We start from the raw sequence: 18,414 nt of genomic DNA on the forward strand, positions 1-18,414 counted from the left end.
CGGGGATGCCGCGAGCCGTGCGAGTGGGTATGCCTAAGTCGCCGACGCGCCTATCGGCTCCCAATGGATCTGACGGTCGCGATCACCGGCGCAACGAGCGGGATCGGACGGGCGGTCGCCGAGGCGTTCGTCGACGCGGGCGCGTTCGTCGCCGTCTCCGGCCGTGACGGCGACGCGGTCGATCGCACCGTCGCGAGGCTGAACGGCGATGGCGACGACGGCGGGGACAAGAGCGAAAGCGGAGCTGAGAACGATTCGGACGGCACCGCGTGGGGGTCCCGCATCGACGTCCGCGACGAGTTCGATCTCGAACGGTTCTTCGAGCGGGTCGCGATCGAGGCAGGACCGATCGACGTGCTGTTCGCGAACGCGGCGGTCCTCCACGGCGCGCCTGGAGAGAAACCGACGGACTCCGTCTCGTACGCCGACTACGACGACACGATGCGGACGAACGCCCGCGGCGTGTTCGCGACAATCAGAGAGGCGGTCCCGCACCTCGACAGGGACGCCCGGGTCATCGTCCCGTCGGAGTCCGTCGCGCACGACTCGACCGCGGGCATGGGCGCGTACGCGGTCTCGAAGGCCGCGGCCGAGGCTGTCGCGCGCGGCTTCGCGGCCGACCTCGACGCGACGGTCGGCGTCGTCGATCCGGGGCTCGTCGCCACCGACCTCACCGGCAAAGAGCGCGCTCGCGACCCGGAAAGCGTCGCACCGCTCTTCGTCTGGGCCGCCACCGAGGCCCCCGCCGCCGACCTCGACGGCGACCGACTCGGCCTGCGCGAGTGGAAGGCCGCGACCCGCTAGTTTTCACCGATACCGCCGCCAGTCGCCCCGTGCCAACTCCAGTCGCCGCGCGGGCGAACGCGGGTGTGCGGTGCGGTCCCGCGCGGTGTCGCCGACGCTCGACGTGACCGTCGGCCGCACGCACCGCCTGTTCGCCATCGCTGTCCGTCCCACGACGCGTCGTCGTCGAGACCGTCCTCGACGAGCGATCACTCCTGTGACACCCGCGATACGCGGGATTCGATGTCGGCGTCGGAGGGGTCGACCGCGAGCGACGCGACCGCGTCCATGAACGCCGTGCGGTAGCTCGCGGGGCCGGCGGGATCCAATTCCGCCGCTCGCTCACCGGCGATCCCGTAGGCTGCACACGCGACGAGCGACGCCGTAAGCGTCGAGTTGACGGGCGAGTCCGGTCCGTCGGCGACCGCGGCCATCGTCCCGAGCGTGCTCGCGAGCATGCAGCCGGACCCGACGAACGACCCCATTCGCTCGTGACCGACCGCCAGCTCGTAGGTCACCTCATCGTCGGCGACGACGTCGACCGGCCCGGACGCGACGACGACCGCGCCCGTCTCCGCGGCGAGCGCCCGCGCCGCCGAGGCGGCACCGTCGGCCTCGCCGACCGATTCGACGCCTCTGACGGCCGCCTCCTCGCCAGCGAGCCCGCGGATCTCGCCGACGTTGCCCTTGATCACGTCGAACGCGACCGCGTCGAGCAGACGACCGACCGAGTCGACGCGGTGTGGCGTCGCCCCGTATCCGACCGGATCGAGCACCACTGGGATGCCGGCCTCGTTCGCGCGGGCCCCGGCGTCGATCATGGCGTCGACGTCGGTCACCGAGGCCGTCCCGGTGTTGATCACGACCGCGTCAGCGCCGGCGGCCATGTCGCCCGCCTCGGCCGGAGCGTTGGCCATCACGGGAAGGCCGCCCCAGTGGAGCGTGACGTTCGCCGTCTCGCTCATCGTCACGTCGTTCGTGAGGTGGTGGACGAGCGGCGCGGACTCCCGGACTGCTGACAGCGTCGCACGGACTCGCTCGTCGTCGACCGGCTCAGCGGGCATCGGCGATCACCTCGTCGAGCGCCGCGGTCGCGGCCGCCGGGTCGTCAGCGGCGGTGATAGCCGAGATGACCGCCGCGCCCGTCGCACCCGCCTCGATCACGGGTCTCACGTTGTCGGCGGTTATCCCGCCGATGCCGAACACGGGGATCTCGACCGCATCCGCGATCGTCGCGACCGGCTCCGTCCCGATCCCGTTTTTTTCGGCGGGGACATCCTTCGACGCCGTTCCGTACACCGCTCCGACGCCGAGGTAGTCCGCGCCAGCCGCCTCGGCGGCCTCGGCCTCCGCGACCGTCGACGTCGAACACCCGACGATCGCGTCTGAGCCGAGACGCTCGCGAGCAATCTCGATGGGGAGGTCCGACTGACCGAGGTGGACGCCGTCGGCATCGATCGCCGCGGCGAGGTCGATCCGATCGTTGACCAGCAGCGGCACCTCTGCCGCCGCTGTAACCTCGCGGAGGCGACAGCCGAGTTCGTATCTGTCGCGAGCCGACCGGCCTTTCTCGCGAAGCTGTACGGCGTCGACGCCGCCGTCGATCGCCGCCTCGACGATCTCCTCGGTGTCACGACCGGCCGATCGATCCGACTGCGTCACAAGATACGTCCGCCATCCGGTGAGATTCATCGGTGGTACTTTCGAGTGGTTGGTGAAAAGTGATTCCGTCGACAACGAGGGGCGGTTGGCGGTGAGAAGACGGGACAGCGGCGGGGAAACGGTCGGCGGTGACGTGTCTTCGATTCGGTTCGCGCTACTCGTCGTCGGCGACCGCGTCGACGACCTCGACGCTGCCGGTGAGCTGCCGGTGGACATACGGCATGTCGATGCCGGCGTCGTCGAACGCCTCCTTCACCGCGGCGACGTACTCCGAGCGCACGCGGACGAAGTCCCCGCGGTCGGGGTCGGCGATCCAGATCCGCGCCTGCAGTCCGACCGCCGAGTCACCCAGTTCCGTCAGGCGGACGGAGGGCGCGGGGTCGTCGAGGATCTCCTCGTGTTCCGCCGCCTTTTCGACGATGATGTCCGTCGCCTCGTCGATGTCGTCGTCGTAGCCGATCCCGAAGACGAATTTCTGTCGGAGCGTCTCGTAGGCGACCGGGTTCGTGACGGCGTTGTTCGCGAGGTCACCGTTCGGCACCGTGATCCGCTCGTTGTCGAACGTCCGGACCCGCGAGACTCGGAGGTCGATATCCTCGACTCGGCCGGCGTTTCCGTTCCACTCGATCCAGTCGCCGACCTCGAACGGCTTGTCCTTCAAGATGAACACACCGGCGACGAAGTTGCCGAGGAGGTCCTGTGCGGCGAAGCCGATCGCGAGCGCGATCGCGCCACCGAAGACGGCGAACGCGGAGAGAAACGCCCCGTACCCCGCCACGGTGAAGCCGATCGCGAGCGCCGCGACCCAGACCACACCGCTGGCGACGCTCGTCGCCAGGCTCCGGACCGCCTTGTCGAATCCCCGCGATCCGAGGACACGACGTACCCCCGGAACGAACGCGTACTTGCCGAACAGCAATACGGCGAGGAAACCGACGATGAACCCGGCCACCGCCGTCGCGATACCCGGAAGGTCGATCGCGTTCGCGACCGCGTCGAGCTGTAGGAGAGTCATCAACGACCCTGTTCGTGAGGGTATATAAAGAACCTACTGGCACCGCAGTTGTTTACGGTGGGTCACCGCCGGGCCGTTCCGGGTCCCGACGCTCAGTCGCTGCGTACTGCGAGCGGGCCGTCGCCACGCGCGACGCCGCGGAGCCGCCGGCCGTGTACGTCGTCCTGCTGGATCCGTTCGGTGACAGTCGCCGAGACCCAGCCGTCACGGTCCGCCGGCGGCGGAGCCGGATCGACGCCAGCGGGGCGAACGGCGTCCGGGAGATACCGGGCGTACGTCGGGATCCGTTCCCGGAGCGGCATCCCGCCGGCGTCGGCCACGTCTCGGAGCCCGTCGAGGTCGGGCCACGCGTACTCGGGGTTGATGTAGTCGTCCGTGACCGGCGAGACGCCGCCCAAGTCGTCGATGCCGCAGTCGACGAGGGCGGCCGCCGGCGAGAGGTTCGGCGGCACCTGCACGGAAACCTCCGGGGGGAGCGCCGTTCGCGCCATGGCGACGACTCGACGCATCGTCGCAAGATCCGGCTTCGGAAAGTCCGACCGCTCGTTCGGAACAACGTTCTGCACTATCACCTCTTGGACGTGACCGTACCGCTCGTGGAGTTTGCGAACCGAGAGCAGACTCTCCGCGCGGTCGCGCCAACTCTCGCCGATACCGACGAGGATCCCCGTAGTGAAGGGGACGCCCTGCCGGCCCGCCGCCCGGATCGTGTTGAGCCGCTGGCCGGGCGTCTTCCGGCGGCCGCCCGCGTGCGCGTCGACGTCGGCCGTCGTCTCCAGCATGACGCCCATCGACGCGTTGACCTCGCGCAGGTCGGCGAACTGGGACTCAGTGAGGTCGCCGGGATTCGAGTGCGGGAGAAGCCCTTCCTCCAAGGCGATTTCGCAGGCGCGGTAGAGATAGTCGTGGATCGAGTCGAACCCCCACTCATCTAGCTGGTCGTGGATCGCGGTGTACCGATCGTCCGGATCGTCGCCGAACGTGAAAAGCGCCTCCGTGCAGCCGGCGTCGGCACCCACGCGACACCGCTCTCGGACCTCCGCGGGGGAGAGCAGCGACGCCTCGCCGGGCACGTCGTAGTAGGTGCAGTAGGTGCAGGTGTATCGGCACGCAGTGGTCAGGGGAACGAACACGTTTCGGGCGAAGGTGAGCCGCTCGGGGGGAGTACCGTCAGCGGGCGACACCGACAGCAGCCGCTCGACGCGGTCCGCGTCGATCGACAGGTCGATCCCGTACTCGTCGGCCGCCGTGAACACAGGCGTGAGTCGCGCTCGGGGTTCAAAAAGGATCGCGGTCCCGGATCGCTGCGTCGTCCCCGTTCGCGACGCGCGCGACGCCAACCCGGCCGTCGCTGTCGTCGAGGCCGAATCCGGCGTCGCGGAGCCACGCGGCGGCCGCACCGTTCCCGTGGATCAGCACCTCCGCGAGGTCCGGAGGCTCGTCCACGTCGGTCGCCAGCCGATGGGAGTCGATTACGCTGACGGTCGCGCCGACCTCGTCCGCGATCCGCCGGTGATCGCGGTAGGACGAGCCGTGATAGTCGACACGAAACTCGGCGTGGTCGACAGCGAGCGCGTTCGTTCCACCACCGCGGCCGGGAGCGATCGAGACGTCTGCGGACTGCTCGACCGCGTCGAACAACCCCCGGAGGGCAGACGGCGTCGCGATCGCGAGATCGGCCATGACGACCCCGACGGACCCGTCGTCGACCGCGCGCCGATCGGACAGCGCCGCGTTCACGGCGGTCGTCAGCGGACGGTCGTCGACCTCGACCGGACATCCGAGCGCGGCGTCGACGGAGGCGGTCGCGAGCACTCGCGGATCGCCGCCAGCCGCGTCGACGGCGGCGAGCACGTCGGAGAGCATGGCCCGGGCGAACGCCGCGCGCTCGCCCGGCTCTAGGACGGCGGAGAGTCGAGACTTGGGACACTCTGTCGAGAATGGAACGAGAACCTCCATCGGGCGGGACGCCCTAGAACAGCGATTCCAGCTCGTCGCTGCCGTCGCTGACGAGTTCGTCGAGGTTCTCCTCGCTCTCCTCGCGGATCTCATCGAGGTTGTCCTGCGCCTCGATGGCGACCTGCTGGAGCTCCTTGATCCGTGGGACGTTCGTGACGCCGGCCAGCAGGATGACGGTGGCGACGAACCCGGCACCGCGGTACGGGTAGTCGCCGCCGCGGACCTCCATCGATCCGGTCTGCTCTTCGAGCCACTTGCGGCCGCGCTCGATTCCCTTCCGGTTGAGGTACTCCGGCGGTCCGGCAAGCACGAGCAGCGCGCGCTCCGCACCCTCGATCTCACAGGGAAGCGTGAGCCGTCCGAGCGCCGCCTTGCGGACGAGGCTCGTGATCCGGTTCGTGGTGTGCGCGCTGTCGAGTTCGTCCTCGTCGTCGTCGTTGCGGAGTCGAGAGAGCAGCCCGCCCGAGGTTCGCTCTTCGACCTCCTCTTCCGCGTATCCGACGGTCGAGACGCCGCCGCCGGAAAGCGTGTTGATGATCTCGGAGGAGTCGACGACGCTCTCTGCGACCTCTTGGCCCTGCTGGATCTCGCCGGCACCGAAGAGGATGCCGAATCGACGGACGATCTCCTCGTTGATCTCGGAGTAGCCGCCCTGAACGGACTCGCCGGTCTGTCGCCACGCGTCGTTGTCGAACACCATCAGGTTGTCCACCTCGCGGACGAACGTCTGGAACGAGCGGGCGGCGTTGAGCGTGTAGATACCACCCTCGTCGCTGCCCGGCAGGATTCCGAGCCCGTAGACGGGCTCCGTGTAGATCCGCTTGAGGTGTTTCGCGAGCACCGGCGCGCCGCCGGAGCCCGTCCCGCCGCCGAGACCGGCGACGACGAGGAACGCGTCGACCTCGTGGACCGGGATCGAATCGATCGCGCCCTGCACCTCGTCGATGTCTTCCTCGGCGATCTCCGCGCCGAGTTCGTTGTCTGCGCCGACCCCGTGGCCCTTCACCCGGGATTGTCCGATGAGTACCCGCTGTTCCTCGGTGATGTGTTCGAGGCCCATCAGGTCCGCCTTGGCCGTGTTGACCGCCGCGGCCGCGCGGACGATCTCAGACCCCGTCCGCTTGTCGTACTCCAGGAACTTGTCGACGACTTTCCCCCCCGCCTGTCCGAATCCGATCATTGCAAGTTTCATCGTGTGCTCTCTCGGCCTTTGGAAACAACAGACTGTGAACTCGTATTTAAGCCTTCGGTTGCCGTTACCAGCCCTGAGATCGATGCCGGCGACCGCACTCGTCGGGCTGGCCCCGTCTCGGTCGTCCCATCAGTGAACTGTTCCGGACGCTGCATCCTTCACTCGACCCCCAGATATCCGGAGAGAGTCGTCAGTTCGGCGGCGTCGACGCCGAACGCGTCGATATCGTTGTCGGCCGTCGTGTTGTCGAACTGCAACGAACGGTACTGGTCCGGCCCCATCGGGAAGCCGGGGACGGCACCGAGCACCGAGAGACCGATCTTCGCGAGCGGCATCGGCAGCGGGACGATCGTGACGCCGCGTTTTTCGGCCTCGTACACCAGATCTGTCACCTGGCGGAGCGTCAGCCGCTCCGGGCCGCCGATCTCGTAGGTCTCGCCGACGTGTTCGTCCGCCTCTAGCGCCGCGACGAGCAGTGGGACGAGGTCCTCGACGTGGATCGGCTGGAAACGGGTCTTCCCGCCGCCGGGAAGGGGGTAGAGGGGGACACCGGGCGCGAACATCCCCTTCAGTCGCTTGGTGAACGAGACGAACTCGCCGCCGTCGCCGAAGACGACGGAGGGCCGGAATATCGTCCAGTCGAGGTCGCTCTCGCGGACGATCGCCTCGGCCTCGCCCTTCGCGCGGATGTACGCCGTCGTTCCGTTGGGGTCGGCACCGAGCGCGCTCAGCTGGACGAACCGGTCGACTCCACCCTCCTCGGCGGCTCGTACGAGGTTCTCGGTGCCGCCGCGGTGGATCCGATCGTGCATCACGTTCCCGCCCTTCGGCTCGAACAGCGGCGAGAGCGCGACGAGGTTCACGACCGCGTCCTGCCCGTCGACCGCGTCGACGATCGAGTCATAGTCGGTCACGTCGCCCACGGCGGCGTCGACGCCCTCGGGCGTGTCGCTCGCCGATCGCGAGAGGGCCGTCACCTCGTGACCGCCGTCGGCGAGCGCGCGGCAGAGGTACGACCCGATGAACCCGGTTCCGCCGGCTACCAACACTTTCATACGATTCGTGAGGGGCGGAAGGCCCGTAAACCTACCGCGAATTCGACGTGTTTGCCGGAGCGACGCGAGGTGATCCGGGCGTCACTCTGGCGACCGGTCCGGCCCCGGGACGGTCACCACCGGCACGGTCGCGGTTCGAACGGTGCGCTCGGCGACGCTGCCGAGCAGGAACCGCTCGACGCCGGTCCGTCCGCGGGTTCCAAGCACGACGAGGTCGATGTCGTGGTCGGCGATGTACGACCGGATTCCGCCCGGCGCAGACGCGTCGACCTCGACGGCCTCGACCGTTTCGACGCCTTCGCTCGCGGCGGCGTCGGCCGCCACCGCGACGGTCTCCTCGGCGTCGTCGACCAGCGTGTCGACCCCCAAGTACGCCTCGCTCCCGACGGCACCGACATCGACGATCGACAGCGCGTGGAGCGGCGCGCCGGCCGCGGCCGCGAGCGGCGCGGCGCGCTCGACCGCGGCGTCGGCGGGGGCGCTCCCGTCGGTCGCGACGAGGACGTTCCGGTACGGATACCGCATCGACGCGTCGTCAGGGCGAATGCTGAGAACCGGGACGCTCGACCGTCTGAGGACTCGTTCGGTGGTGCTCCCGAGCAGCAGGTGATCGAGGCCCGTGCGCCCCCGAGTCGACATCGCGATCAGGTCGATATCGCGGTCCGCCGCGTACGCGACGATGGTCTCGTCGACGCCGCCCTGAACCACCTCGGTCACGGCCGAGACACCGCGGCCGGCGGCGGCGTCGGCGAGATCCGCGACGAACGACTCGCCTTCGCGTTCGAGCACGTCGACGACATCGCGGCCGATCCGCGTGACGCTGTCGTGGGTCGTGTCGGCGACGTTGAGCACGTGAACGGTCGCATCGTGGTCGGCGGCGATATCGAGGACGTGTTCGAAGACGGCGGTCGCTCCCTCGCTCCCGTCCGTCGGGAACAAGATTCGGTCGTTCATGTGCGCACCGTCGCCGTGTACGGATAAAATACCCACCCTCGATTCACGGGTTCATTCGCGGAGCGTCCGATGGGCATACTGCGATCTGTCGTCGCCGTTATTCGTCGGCGTCGACGTCGACACGGCCTCCCGAGCCGTCGGTGTCGGATGCGTCGTCGGCCTCGTCGTCGGAGTTTGCGCCCGCAGCGTCCGACCGGGTCACTCGTACGGTCGAGATCCGAGCCCCGTCGACCGCGGTGACCTTGAAGCCGTACCCGCCGACTTCGACGGCGTCTCCCGGGTCGGGCGTGCGGCCGAGACGGTCCAACACGAGCCCGCCGAGCGTCTCGTAGCCGTTCCCGTCGAAGTCGGTTCCGAGCGTCTCGTTGACAACTGACAGGGAGACGGAGCCGTCGGCCTCGTAGGTCCCCTCGGCTTCCTTGCGGATAGTGTGTTCGCCGCGGCCGGCGTCGAACTCGTCGCGCAGGTCACCGACGAGCGCCTCGACGGCGTCCTCGACGGTGGCTATCCCTTCGAAGGCCCCCCACTCGTCGACGACGGCGGCCATCTGGCGCTGTTCGGTGCGGAACTGGACGAGGAGGTCGCTGAGCGAAGTCGTCTCCGGCACGACGATCAACTCTCGCGCGAGGTCGCCCGCGGTGACCGTCTCGTCGTCGGTCTCGACGGCGCGCAACACGTCTTTCACGTCGAGAAAGCCGACCACGCGGTCGGCGTCTTCGTCGGCCACGACCGGGTAGCGCGTGTGTCCGGCGTCGAGCGCTATCGACCGGATCGCGTCGAGGTCGGCGTCGGCTGGGACGCTGACCACGTCGGGACGGGGGACCATCACCTCGCGGACGACGGTGTCGTCGAGTTCGAAGACCCGCTCTACCATCTGGACTTCCGCGTCGGCGACGTGGCCGGCCTCGCCGGAGCGCGCCAGCACGCGACGGAGTTCACGCTCTTCGAGCGTCTCGTCCGTCTCGGAGGCCGGCGGGACGCCGAGAGCCCGTGTGAACCGGTTTGCGGCTCCGTTGAACACGACGATCCCGGGCGCGAACAGGTAGTAGGAGAGCTTCATCGGCGGGGCCAAAAGCAGCGCGACCCGCTCCGCCTGCGCGATGGCGATCGTCTTCGGCGCGAGTTCGCCGAACACGACGTGGAGGAACGTGATGACGCTGAACCCGATCGCGAACGCGACGAGATGAACGAGGCTCTCGGGAAGCACCGGCCCGAGGACGGGCTCGATGAGCGCGGCGACAGCGGGCTCGCCGATCCACCCCAGTCCGAGCGATGCGATCGTGATCCCGAGCTGCGTCGCCGCGAGGTAGTCGTCAAGGCTCCCCATCACGTCTTGTAGCGCGCCGGACCCGGCACGGCCCTCGGCGGCGAGCTGTTCTACCGATGTCGAGCGGACCCGGACAAACGCGAACTCGCTCGCGACGAAAAAGCCGTTCAACACCACCAACACGAGTGCGGCGAGTACCCGGGTGACCGAGACGGCGACGGCTACCATCCGATCCTCCGAGCCGTGCGGCCGATCCGGGCCGGTGACTCGTCGGTTCGGGCCGGTGACTCGTCGGTTCGGGCCGGTGACTCGTCGGTTCGGGCCGATGATCCGTGTGGCTCGCGGAACCAGCGTCGAGCGTCTGCGACCATGGCGGCGGTTCGGCGCGGGGGAACTAAAAGGCGGGTTCGTCGGCGAGTCCGTCGGTCGGGTCGTCGGCCGGCACTTGGCCGACACGTCGGGCGACGTGTCGGGCCGCGTGGGATCGAAGCCGGGACTTTATTCACCGGCGCGTCCGACCCCGACCATGCTTATCACGCTGGAGGGGGTCGACGGGAGCGGCAAGACGACCGTCTGGGAGGCGCTTCGCGACCGGTTCCCGGACGCGACGTTCACCCGCGAGCCGACCGATAGCTGGTACGGCGACGCGGTCTACCGGTCGATCGAGGCCGACGACGCGGACCCACTCGCAGAGCTGTTCCTCTACACGGCGGATCACGCAGATCATCTCTCTCGGACGATCAAGCCGGCGCTCGCGGCCGGGGACCTCGTGATCTCGGACCGGTACTCCGACTCGCGGTTCGCGTACCAGGCGGCAACCCTCGCCGTGAGCGATGCCGACATCGAGCGCCCGCTCGCATACATCCGCGACATCCACGAGCCGTTCTCGCGACCGCCGGACGCGACGATCTACCTCGACCTCGACGCCCGGACCGCGGCCGAGCGGGCCGGACGGACGAACAAGTTCGAACAGGACGGTTACCTCGCCGCAGTCCGTGAGAACTACGAGCGACTGATCGACGCCGAGCCGGACCGGTTCCACCGCGTCGACGCAACCGCGTCGCCGGCGGCGGTCAGCGATCGAGTCGGCGAGATCGTCACGGATCTCACGGGAGAGCGATAGTTCGTCTACCGCATGGCGTCGCTCCCCGGCGTCACCGCGTGTCCGGGAGTTCGTACTCCTCTGGCGACGGGACGTACAAGTAGTCGATGGCCACGCCGAGCACGATCGGGAGCACGATGAGCAGACCGAAGACGATCGTCGGGCTCCCCAGATCGAGGCCGATACCGACGTTGAGTACGCCGGTGAAAAACAGCGTGGAGACGAAAAGCAGTATCGGCGTCAAGACGATCGTGTAGACGACCGATCCCCACGCGGTCGACAGACGGAGCCGGAAGAATCGTGTCGTCACTCCGGCGAGCAGGACGTGAAATCCGACGAGCGCGACGAGAGTGAGAAACCCGACGAGCGCGAGCATAGGGCGGGGTACGGGTTCCGTACATTTGCCCCTATCGCCCCGGTGGCGGGCCGAACGCCGTCGTGCACTCCGAACGGACTCGGTGGATCCGTCTCGGGTCGCATCACGTCCCGGTGACCGACCGGACACGCTCTTTGCCACACTTGATACAGGACTCGACCACCTCGTCCGGATCGATGACGACCGCACGACGCTCGTACCGGTGTCGGCAGATCACGCGTTCGATCGTGGTGTGCATACTCGTGTCACGACGAGGAGAGTCATGAAACTTCTGTATACACACCTAATTAGAGATAATACGATACAAATAACTAATATATTCTGAATTTATTCTTTGGTATTGATCCTATAGTTCGAGATGAGACTTATTCGGCCGGTTTTATATTCTATTTGATTCCGACCGATGTCAGCCGCGTTCCCGACCGAAACGGTCGTGGGCCGTCGCGCGAAACGCGACTCATGACGAAGTGGCTCCACAGCGGTCGCCGCCGCGATCTGTGTGCCCTGCTGTACGACGCCGGAGAGTTGCGGGCGCAGTCGCTGAAGAGTCGGCTCGAATCACACTACGACGAGCGGATCGACCCCGGATCGTTTTACGGGACGCTCACGTCGCTCGTCGAGTCCGGCTTCCTCGACCGGCACACCGAGGGCATCGCAGACGTGTACGCGCTCACCGACGCCGGCGAGCGCGCACTTCTCGATCACTACGAGTGGCTCACAGCGCGGGTCGACGAGGGACGATCGTCGGACGCCGACACCGGTTCGAACCTCAAGGATTAACAATATCTGTGCAGTCAGTTATTATATGACCGTCGTTAGCGTCTCGATGCCGGAGGAGTTGCTGGAGCGGATAGACGGGTTCGCGGACGAGCACGGCTATACCGGTCGCAGCGAGGTCGTTCGCGAGGCGTCCCGGAGTCTCCTCGGCGAGTTCGAGGATGAACGGCTCGACGGCCGAGATCTGATGGGCGTGGTGACCGTGCTGTTCGACTACGAGACGACGAGCGTCGAAGATCGGATGATGCGGCTCCGACACGAACACGAGGGGATCGTCGCCTCAAACTTCCACAGCCACGTCGGCTCGCGCTACTGTATGGAGCTGTTCGTGCTCGAAGGGAGCCTCGACGAGATCTCAGCGTTCGTCGGGAAGGTCCGAGCGACGAAAGACACGCTCACCGTCGATTACAGCGTGACGCCCGTCGACGAGTTCGACGCCGACGGCGTGGACGCGGCGGATCCGAGCGACGACGCCTCAGTCGACGACGACGGTCGGTAGTCCCGAGGACGCACCGACCGAGCCGTCGCCCTCGCATTGCCGGGTTCAGAGTCTGGGACGGCCGAACGCGGCGGGATCGGAAACGCCTCACTTCGAGGCCTCGATTCTCACACAGAATACGCGGAACAGCAAAGCCTAATGAGGTGGGCACTAAATCGGCAGATGATGCCCACAGTAGAATACCTCAACTACGAAGTGCTCGACGACCACGGCTGGTCGATGGACGACGACGACCTCTTCGAGGAGGCCGCCGCGGCCGACCTCGACGCGGAAGACTACGGCACCCTCGACGTCAATCAGGGCGAGTATATCCTCGAATCGGCCGAAGCGCAGGGCTACGACTGGCCCTTCTCGTGTCGCGCCGGTGCGTGTGCGAACTGCGCGTCCATCGTCAAAGAAGGCGACATCGAGATGGACATGCAGCAGATCCTCTCCGACGAGGAGGTCGAAGAGAAGAACGTCCGGCTGACCTGTATCGGCAGCCCGGCGACCGACGAGGTCAAGATCGTCTACAACGCGAAACACCTCGACTACTTGCAGAACCGCGTCATCTAAGCGCCGCAGACTCGGGCTGAACGGCCCTATCACAGTCGGGCGAGACGCGCTCGAACACCGCTCGATTTTATCCGGAGTTCCGCCTACGAATCTGGTCACGACACGTCCTCGGAGTCATATCTCCACGCGTCGTCCGCGGCGACGTGAGAACCGCCGACCGATTTATTCGACGGGATGTCAAACCGATACGTATGTACGATCGGATACTGCTCCCGACGGACGGCAGCGAGGGCGTCGACCGCGCGATCGACCACGCGATCGACGCCGCGAATCGGTACGATGCGACGCTCCACGTGCTGTACGTCGTCGACAGTGGCGTCGTCAACGCGTACTCAGGCGACGAGTTCGTCGACGGGTCTGAGGGTGCCGAAGAGACGCTCGAAGAGCGCGGCCGCGAGGCGCTCGAATCGGTGTCCGACCACGCTGCGGACGCCGGCGTCGAGACGGTGACGAAGCTCGTGTACGGGGATCCACACGAGGAGATCCTCCGGTACATCGACGGGAACGACATCGATCTGACGGTGATGGGATCGAAGACGCGGTCGGGAAACTACCGCCGGATGCTCGGATCGGTCACCGAACGCGTCTCGCGGCAGTCGACCGCGCCCGTGAGCATCGTGAAGACAACCATTCCGGAGTAGCGCTGCCGTCGCTTCGCGGCTCGCGCCCTGCTCTCGGCGGCGCAGGTCGTTCCCGTTCACTCTACTCCCGAACGGTGCGTCTTTGTGGGTCGACCGGAAACGGTCACCGATGACCGTCCGTCTCAGCTACGAGGACGGGACGATTCGGGTCGACGCAGACGCGGACTCGGCCGAGTCGCTTCCCCCGCTTCCCGGCGTCGAGGCCGATCCGCGATCGGAGACGAGCCGTGCACCGGCGTACCGCTACGCCGCGATCCGGCGCGCGCTGGCGGTGGCCGGCGTGCGCGTCGACGACCGCGTGCTCGACGCGAGCGACCGCGCCGCCGAGGCGGTCGGGCTCGCGGACGGCCTCTCGACCGACTACGACCTCCGCGAGTACCAGCGCGAGGCGCTCGACGCGTGGCGCGACGCGGGCGACCGCGGCGTGCTCGAACTCCCGACCGGCGCGGGAAAGACCGTGATTGCGATCCGCGCGATCGTCGACCTCGGCGTCCCGACGATGGTCGTGGTCCCCACCGTCGACCTCCTCGATCAGTGGCAGCGGGAACTGGAGGCGGAGTTCGACGTGCCGATCGGTCGATTTGGAGGCGGTGAACAGCGCCGCGAAGCCGTCACGGTGTCGACGTACGACTCCGCGTACCTGAAGGCGGACGACGTGGGCGACGCCTTCGAGTTCGTCGTCTTCGACGAGGTCCATCACCTCGGCGGCGAGGGGTACCGCGACGTCGCGCGCCTGCTCGCTGCGCCCGCTCGGCTCGGACTCACCGCGACGTTCGAACGCCCCGACGACGCCCACGAGGCCGTCGCGGAACTGATCGGCGACCGCGTGTACGGACTCGACGCCGACGACCTCGCCGGCGAGCACCTCGCCCCCTACGACATCCGCCGGATTGAAGTCGATCTGACGCCCGAGGAACGCGAGCGATACGACGAGAAACAGGGTACGTTCGTCGAGTACGTGCGCGACGCCGGCATCACGTTCACGAGCGGGAGCGACTACCAAGAACTCGTCAAACGGTCCGGGAACGACCCTGCCGCCCGCGAGGCGCTGTTGGCGAAGCAGGACGCCCGCGAGATTATGATGAACGCGACCCGGAAGGTAGAGCGGCTCGCGGCGATTCTCGACCGTCACCGCAACGACCGCGTGATCGTGTTCACCGCTCACACCGACCTCGTCTACCGACTCTCCGAGCGCTTCCTCCTCCCGGCGATCACCGCCGAGACGAGCGCGGCGGAGCGCCGAGAGACCCTAGAACGGTTCCGTGACGGGACGTACGGTCGCGTCGTCGCCGCCAACGTGCTCGACGAGGGCGTCGACGTGCCCGCCGCGAACGTCGCCGTCGTCCTCTCCGGGTCGGGCAGCGAGCGGGAGTTTACGCAGCGACTCGGGCGCGTCCTGCGGCCGAAAGACGACGGCGGACGGGCGATCCTCTACGAGGTCGTCAGCGCCGAGACCGCAGAAGAGCGGGTGGCGAGCCGGCGACGGTGACGGCAAAAGCGGCAGCGAGTGTGAATCCCCCCTTTTTGCGGTCCCAACCGGCCGGCTACGCGACGAACTCTGATAACGGTATCGGGGGCAGTTTTTAGCCACTCGGGAGAGTTCCACGTCGTATGCGAACAGACACCACGGTCCGAGACGTGATGCATCGCGAGTTCCTCGGCGCGAGCGAGTCGGATTCGCTCGCGGCGGCGGCCGAACTCATGGTCGCGGAGGAGACCGACTGTCTCGTTGTCGTGCGAGGCGGCGAGCCGGTCGGCCGGCTCGCGTGCCGCGACGCGCTCGGTGCGTTGCTCGAAGCGGGAGCGGCAGACGGCGATCGCGACGCGGCCGAAACCCGGACGGTCGGCTCCGTGATGGGGCCGCCGCTTCCGACCGTCGCGCCCGACGACGCGCTCTCGGCCGTCGAGGAGCGGCTCGTCACCGAGGGCGTCGACCGGGTCGTGGCGGTCGAGGGCGGCGAAGCGATCGGCGTCGTCACCGCCGCCGACGCTATCGCCGCGAGCGCGTCGCGAAACGGTGGTCCACAGGGGAGCACTGTCAGCGACCGACCGACGAACGGGTCACGGCAGACGGCCAGAGACGCGCGAGCACGGTCGCCGGACGCGGACGTCGGGACGGACAACGCCGTCGACAGACCGGCCGCGAACGCCGACGAATCCGCGACACAGGGCGTCTGCGAGGCCTGTGGCGCGCTCGTTCCGAATCTCGTCACCGCCAACGGGCAGGCGGTCTGTCCGGAGTGTCGCGAGGCGTGAACGGACCCGTCGCGACCGAACTGCGGTCCCACGGCCGGATCGGGCCTGTCGCGACCGAACTGCGCCCTCCCGCGGTTCGGCAGCGATAGCCTCAACACGCGCCGCGCCGAACCACGATCGGATGCCCGACAGCGACCGGGTCCGGATCGCTCCCGCGACCGCCGACGACATCGACGCGGTGACCGACCTCTGGGTCGCGCTCGCCGCGGGACAGCGTCGCTACGGAGCGACCCTGCGCTCGGAGGCGAACCGGAACGCGGTCCGAGAGTGGGTCGCGCGCTCCGCGGTCACGGGAGAGCTGCTCGTCGCGCGCGACGAGGACGAACTCGTCGGCTTCGTCGGGTTCAAACTCGCGAGCGACGGCTATGAGCGCGACCGGGCGCGAGGGACAGTGAGCAACCTGTTCGTCGTCTCCGGACGGCGCGGCGAAGGGATCGGATCCGAGCTGCTGGACGCGGCCGAGCGCGCGTTGCGCGAGGCGGGCGCGGATGCGGTCGCGCTGGAGGCGCTCGCGGACAACGACCGCGCCCGGGAGTTCTACGCCGACCGGGGGTACGAGCCGCACCGGATCGAGCTGACGAAGCCGCTCGCCGAAAGCGACACGCACTCATAGGTGGACCGAATACGCCAGCCTGCGCCAGGGGAGCATGGGTGGTTCATGCACTCGACTTGTAATCGAGACTTCCGGGGTTCAACTCCCTGCCCTGGCTTGCTGCCTTCTCGACACCGACCGGCGGCTCAAAGCGCCTGCAGGTCGGCCAGACACGCGTCGAGGTCCTTCGTCGACGTGGCGAGCGAGAACTGGTCGACTCGCGCGAGGTCGGATGCGTGCTCCCAGAGGTCGTCGGCTTCGATCCCGTGGAGGACGACCGCGTTGGGCGTGGGGCTCACGACCCGCATTGCGACGAGCGGCGACTCGCCGCGGGTGACCCCAGTAAACACCAGCGCGCGGTTCGTCGACTGGCCGTACAGGCGGTAGAACTCCTCGCTCGACAGCCGCGTGATCGCCTCGATGGAGTTGATGACCGTGTGCCCGTTCACGTGGTCTTTCTCGCCGCGCACCACCTCCGTCGCCCCCATCGCGTCGTAGAACGTGTCGAGCGACACGGCCGTCGAATACTCGCGGAGGTCGTGGACGATGTCGCTTTCGAACCCCGCCGAGAGCACTCGGGCATACTGGCGGAGTCGCCCGCCGCCGCGCCGCTCGTCGATGTCGAGGAGGCCGTCGACAGTGCGCCGGACGACGCCGATGCCGGGACTCTCGCGGCGGCCGCTCTCGTAGTCGGAGATAACCGACGAGGAAACGTCGAGCTGTTCAGCGAGTTCGGTCTGCGAGACATCGAAGTCAGTTCGCCACTTCCGGAGCGTCGCTCCGGGATCGTCGCTGAGCGTGATTTCGCCGGCTATCCGGCGGGAGAGTTCTTCGCGTGCATCGCTCATTAGTCCATCTGACGACCGAACGGCGCAAAAGGCTACCGAAAGGAGGGGTCTAGGTCTCCAGTCCGGCAGACAGAGACACCGAGCGGACGACGCCGAACTCACTCAACGTACAGCGAATAGATGATGACGGCGAATCCGACGGCGGTCAACAGGCTGTTGACCGCGATTCCAACGGCGAGGTCGGTCCCGATTATCTGGTGGGATACCCCGCCGACGAGCGCGCCGACGGTGACGATGCCGAACCCGATACCGAGCGCGCGTAGCGATCGGTCACCGGTCCGTCCGTACGCACGGAGCGCGTAGTAGGTGATGCTGCCACCGAGCACGAGGATGGCGGTCTTTGCGACGATGATGAGCAGGTCGATGTGCGTTGTCATGTTTCCTCGCGTAGCTCCGACCACAGGTCGGCCAAGCGTTCGTCCCGAGTGCGCTCCGGGCGCGTGAACGACACGTCGAACTCGCGCTCCCCGTCGCCGGTGTCGGTCTCGGCGTCGCTGTCCTCGCCGGCGTCCGAGACGGAGACTGTCACGCTCTCGAACGCGACCGAGTACCGCGTCGTGTGCTGCCCGTCGCGGCGAATGTCGGTCGACTCTTCGAGCAGCGACGCCTCCGTGAGCCGCTCTAGTTTGCGGTAGGTCGTCGACAGCGGAATATCGCACTCCTCGGAGAGTTCGCTCGCGGTCTTCGGCTCGGAAAGCGCCGTGACGATCCGCCGCGAGGGGTCGTCGGCCAGCGCGTCGAGCACCTCGTCGACCGACGGAGAGGCCCGCTCGCGCGGCGGGGTCCGCACCATGTGTCCCCTTCGACGCCCGCGAATCTTAAACCCTCGACGTTCGCCGTCGGGCGACCGCCGGGACACACACGCCCCGTTTTTGTGAGTG

23 protein-coding genes and 1 tRNA gene are annotated in these 18,414 nt (G+C 67.6%); 10 read left to right on the forward strand and 14 right to left on the reverse strand.

Annotated features, from left to right (window positions below; genetic code table 11):
* The first annotated feature begins 63 nt into the window (after positions 1-63).
* A complete protein-coding gene (locus tag NO887_RS03780; protein WP_256417140.1) occupies positions 64-804 on the forward strand; it encodes an SDR family oxidoreductase in 741 nt (246 codons plus the stop codon).
* 188 nt (positions 805-992) lie between these two features.
* On the opposite strand, the gene thiM is transcribed toward NO887_RS03780, so the two are convergent.
* The 9 genes from thiM to NO887_RS03825 all read right to left on the reverse strand — a co-directional run bounded on the left by thiM (position 993) and on the right by NO887_RS03825 (position 10,115).
* A complete protein-coding gene (thiM, locus tag NO887_RS03785; RefSeq protein ID WP_256417141.1) occupies positions 993-1,847 on the reverse strand; it encodes a hydroxyethylthiazole kinase in 855 nt (284 codons plus the stop codon).
* Complete coding sequence (gene thiE / locus NO887_RS03790; protein WP_256417142.1) at positions 1,837-2,475, reverse strand: thiamine phosphate synthase; 639 nt, start codon at positions 2,473-2,475, stop codon at positions 1,837-1,839. The genes thiM and thiE overlap by 11 nt, the downstream gene beginning before the upstream one ends.
* A gap of 124 nt (positions 2,476-2,599) precedes the next feature.
* The gene (locus tag NO887_RS03795; protein ID WP_256417143.1) at positions 2,600-3,460 is read right to left on the reverse strand and encodes a mechanosensitive ion channel family protein; all 861 of its coding nucleotides are present in this window, start codon (positions 3,458-3,460) and stop codon (positions 2,600-2,602) included.
* A gap of 92 nt (positions 3,461-3,552) precedes the next feature.
* Positions 3,553-4,716 (reverse strand): 7,8-didemethyl-8-hydroxy-5-deazariboflavin synthase subunit CofG, encoded by a 1,164-nt coding sequence (gene cofG / locus NO887_RS03800; RefSeq protein WP_256417144.1) that lies wholly within the window; start codon positions 4,714-4,716, stop codon positions 3,553-3,555.
* Between the two features lie 22 nt (positions 4,717-4,738).
* Positions 4,739-5,419 carry a 2-phospho-L-lactate guanylyltransferase gene (gene cofC / locus NO887_RS03805; protein WP_256417145.1) on the reverse strand — a complete coding sequence of 227 codons (681 nt, stop codon included), beginning with the start codon at positions 5,417-5,419 and terminating at the stop codon, positions 4,739-4,741.
* A 13-nt stretch (positions 5,420-5,432) separates the two neighbouring features.
* A complete protein-coding gene (locus tag NO887_RS03810) occupies positions 5,433-6,611 on the reverse strand; it encodes a tubulin/FtsZ family protein (RefSeq protein ID WP_256417146.1) in 1,179 nt (392 codons plus the stop codon).
* A 158-nt stretch (positions 6,612-6,769) separates the two neighbouring features.
* Positions 6,770-7,666, reverse strand: coding sequence for a complex I NDUFA9 subunit family protein (locus NO887_RS03815; RefSeq protein ID WP_256417147.1), 897 nt, complete (start codon positions 7,664-7,666; stop codon positions 6,770-6,772).
* 81 nt (positions 7,667-7,747) lie between these two features.
* Positions 7,748-8,620 carry a universal stress protein gene (locus tag NO887_RS03820; protein WP_256417148.1) on the reverse strand — a complete coding sequence of 291 codons (873 nt, stop codon included), beginning with the start codon at positions 8,618-8,620 and terminating at the stop codon, positions 7,748-7,750.
* Between the two features lie 97 nt (positions 8,621-8,717).
* Positions 8,718-10,115 carry a hemolysin family protein gene (locus tag NO887_RS03825; protein ID WP_256417149.1) on the reverse strand — a complete coding sequence of 466 codons (1,398 nt, stop codon included), beginning with the start codon at positions 10,113-10,115 and terminating at the stop codon, positions 8,718-8,720.
* Between the two features lie 298 nt (positions 10,116-10,413).
* Here NO887_RS03825 and tmk point away from each other — a divergent pair, with 298 nt between their 5' ends.
* Positions 10,414-11,010, forward strand: coding sequence for a dTMP kinase (gene tmk / locus NO887_RS03830; protein ID WP_256417565.1), 597 nt, complete (start codon positions 10,414-10,416; stop codon positions 11,008-11,010).
* Between the two features lie 31 nt (positions 11,011-11,041).
* Here tmk and NO887_RS03835 read toward each other — a convergent pair whose 3' ends face one another.
* Positions 11,042-11,365 carry a DUF7991 family protein gene (locus NO887_RS03835; protein ID WP_256417150.1) on the reverse strand — a complete coding sequence of 108 codons (324 nt, stop codon included), beginning with the start codon at positions 11,363-11,365 and terminating at the stop codon, positions 11,042-11,044.
* Between the two features lie 103 nt (positions 11,366-11,468).
* On the reverse strand, positions 11,469-11,603 hold the full coding sequence (locus NO887_RS03840; RefSeq protein WP_256417151.1) for a hypothetical protein: 135 nt from the start codon (positions 11,601-11,603) through the stop codon (positions 11,469-11,471).
* Positions 11,604-11,824: 221 nt separating this feature from the next.
* On the opposite strand from NO887_RS03840, the gene NO887_RS03845 reads away from it, so the two are divergent.
* The 8 genes from NO887_RS03845 to NO887_RS03880 all read left to right on the forward strand — a co-directional run bounded on the left by NO887_RS03845 (position 11,825) and on the right by NO887_RS03880 (position 16,803).
* Positions 11,825-12,145, forward strand: a complete 321-nt coding sequence (locus NO887_RS03845) for a PadR family transcriptional regulator (protein ID WP_256417152.1) — start codon at positions 11,825-11,827, stop codon at positions 12,143-12,145.
* A gap of 25 nt (positions 12,146-12,170) precedes the next feature.
* On the forward strand, positions 12,171-12,641 hold the full coding sequence (locus NO887_RS03850) for a CopG family ribbon-helix-helix protein (RefSeq protein ID WP_256417153.1): 471 nt from the start codon (positions 12,171-12,173) through the stop codon (positions 12,639-12,641).
* A gap of 165 nt (positions 12,642-12,806) precedes the next feature.
* Complete coding sequence (gene fer / locus NO887_RS03855; RefSeq protein WP_256417154.1) at positions 12,807-13,196, forward strand: ferredoxin Fer; 390 nt, start codon at positions 12,807-12,809, stop codon at positions 13,194-13,196.
* A 191-nt stretch (positions 13,197-13,387) separates the two neighbouring features.
* The gene (locus tag NO887_RS03860; RefSeq protein WP_256417155.1) at positions 13,388-13,837 is read left to right on the forward strand and encodes a universal stress protein; all 450 of its coding nucleotides are present in this window, start codon (positions 13,388-13,390) and stop codon (positions 13,835-13,837) included.
* A 109-nt stretch (positions 13,838-13,946) separates the two neighbouring features.
* Positions 13,947-15,326 (forward strand): DEAD/DEAH box helicase, encoded by a 1,380-nt coding sequence (locus NO887_RS03865; protein ID WP_256417156.1) that lies wholly within the window; start codon positions 13,947-13,949, stop codon positions 15,324-15,326.
* Positions 15,327-15,448: 122 nt separating this feature from the next.
* Complete coding sequence (locus tag NO887_RS03870; protein WP_256417157.1) at positions 15,449-16,093, forward strand: CBS domain-containing protein; 645 nt, start codon at positions 15,449-15,451, stop codon at positions 16,091-16,093.
* A 121-nt stretch (positions 16,094-16,214) separates the two neighbouring features.
* Complete coding sequence (locus NO887_RS03875) at positions 16,215-16,706, forward strand: GNAT family N-acetyltransferase (RefSeq protein ID WP_256417158.1); 492 nt, start codon at positions 16,215-16,217, stop codon at positions 16,704-16,706.
* 23 nt (positions 16,707-16,729) lie between these two features.
* Positions 16,730-16,803: transfer RNA gene (locus NO887_RS03880), tRNA-Thr, on the forward strand.
* 28 nt (positions 16,804-16,831) lie between these two features.
* Here the strand turns inward: NO887_RS03880 and NO887_RS03885 are convergent.
* The 3 genes from NO887_RS03885 to NO887_RS03895 form a co-directional block, all read right to left on the reverse strand.
* Positions 16,832-17,533 carry a helix-turn-helix domain-containing protein gene (locus NO887_RS03885; RefSeq protein ID WP_256417159.1) on the reverse strand — a complete coding sequence of 234 codons (702 nt, stop codon included), beginning with the start codon at positions 17,531-17,533 and terminating at the stop codon, positions 16,832-16,834.
* Positions 17,534-17,631: 98 nt separating this feature from the next.
* Positions 17,632-17,910: a DUF7521 family protein gene (locus tag NO887_RS03890; RefSeq protein ID WP_256417160.1), complete on the reverse strand. Its 279-nt coding sequence runs from the start codon at positions 17,908-17,910 to the stop codon at positions 17,632-17,634.
* On the reverse strand, positions 17,907-18,326 hold the full coding sequence (locus NO887_RS03895; protein ID WP_256417161.1) for an ArsR/SmtB family transcription factor: 420 nt from the start codon (positions 18,324-18,326) through the stop codon (positions 17,907-17,909). The genes NO887_RS03890 and NO887_RS03895 overlap by 4 nt, the downstream gene beginning before the upstream one ends.
* Positions 18,327-18,414 lie beyond the last annotated feature (88 nt).

The sequence above is a fragment of the Halorubrum laminariae genome, from assembly GCF_024494655.1.
Taxonomy (GTDB): Archaea; Halobacteriota; Halobacteria; order Halobacteriales; family Haloferacaceae; genus Halorubrum; species Halorubrum laminariae.

Bases quoted from the DNA above. Each gene is read 5' to 3' on its own strand.
- NO887_RS03780 (WP_256417140.1), top strand. From the start codon at position 64: ATGGATCTGACGGTCGCGATCACCGGCGCAACGAGCGGGATCGGACGG.
- thiM (WP_256417141.1), bottom strand. From the start codon at position 1,847: ATGCCCGCTGAGCCGGTCGACGACGAGCGAGTCCGTGCGACGCTGTCA.
- thiE (WP_256417142.1), bottom strand. From the start codon at position 2,475: ATGAATCTCACCGGATGGCGGACGTATCTTGTGACGCAGTCGGATCGA.
- NO887_RS03795 (WP_256417143.1), bottom strand. From the start codon at position 3,460: ATGACTCTCCTACAGCTCGACGCGGTCGCGAACGCGATCGACCTTCCG.
- cofC (WP_256417145.1), bottom strand. From the start codon at position 5,419: ATGGAGGTTCTCGTTCCATTCTCGACAGAGTGTCCCAAGTCTCGACTC.
- NO887_RS03810 (WP_256417146.1), bottom strand. From the start codon at position 6,611: ATGAAACTTGCAATGATCGGATTCGGACAGGCGGGGGGGAAAGTCGTC.
- NO887_RS03815 (WP_256417147.1), bottom strand. From the start codon at position 7,666: ATGAAAGTGTTGGTAGCCGGCGGAACCGGGTTCATCGGGTCGTACCTC.
- NO887_RS03820 (WP_256417148.1), bottom strand. From the start codon at position 8,620: ATGAACGACCGAATCTTGTTCCCGACGGACGGGAGCGAGGGAGCGACC.
- NO887_RS03825 (WP_256417149.1), bottom strand. From the start codon at position 10,115: ATGGTAGCCGTCGCCGTCTCGGTCACCCGGGTACTCGCCGCACTCGTG.
- tmk (WP_256417565.1), top strand. From the start codon at position 10,414: ATGCTTATCACGCTGGAGGGGGTCGACGGGAGCGGCAAGACGACCGTC.
- NO887_RS03835 (WP_256417150.1), bottom strand. From the start codon at position 11,365: ATGCTCGCGCTCGTCGGGTTTCTCACTCTCGTCGCGCTCGTCGGATTT.
- NO887_RS03840 (WP_256417151.1), bottom strand. From the start codon at position 11,603: ATGCACACCACGATCGAACGCGTGATCTGCCGACACCGGTACGAGCGT.
- NO887_RS03845 (WP_256417152.1), top strand. From the start codon at position 11,825: ATGACGAAGTGGCTCCACAGCGGTCGCCGCCGCGATCTGTGTGCCCTG.
- NO887_RS03850 (WP_256417153.1), top strand. From the start codon at position 12,171: ATGACCGTCGTTAGCGTCTCGATGCCGGAGGAGTTGCTGGAGCGGATA.
- fer (WP_256417154.1), top strand. From the start codon at position 12,807: ATGCCCACAGTAGAATACCTCAACTACGAAGTGCTCGACGACCACGGC.
- NO887_RS03860 (WP_256417155.1), top strand. From the start codon at position 13,388: ATGTACGATCGGATACTGCTCCCGACGGACGGCAGCGAGGGCGTCGAC.
- NO887_RS03865 (WP_256417156.1), top strand. From the start codon at position 13,947: ATGACCGTCCGTCTCAGCTACGAGGACGGGACGATTCGGGTCGACGCA.
- NO887_RS03870 (WP_256417157.1), top strand. From the start codon at position 15,449: ATGCGAACAGACACCACGGTCCGAGACGTGATGCATCGCGAGTTCCTC.
- NO887_RS03875 (WP_256417158.1), top strand. From the start codon at position 16,215: ATGCCCGACAGCGACCGGGTCCGGATCGCTCCCGCGACCGCCGACGAC.
- NO887_RS03885 (WP_256417159.1), bottom strand. From the start codon at position 17,533: ATGAGCGATGCACGCGAAGAACTCTCCCGCCGGATAGCCGGCGAAATC.
- NO887_RS03890 (WP_256417160.1), bottom strand. From the start codon at position 17,910: ATGACAACGCACATCGACCTGCTCATCATCGTCGCAAAGACCGCCATC.
- NO887_RS03895 (WP_256417161.1), bottom strand. From the start codon at position 18,326: ATGGTGCGGACCCCGCCGCGCGAGCGGGCCTCTCCGTCGGTCGACGAG.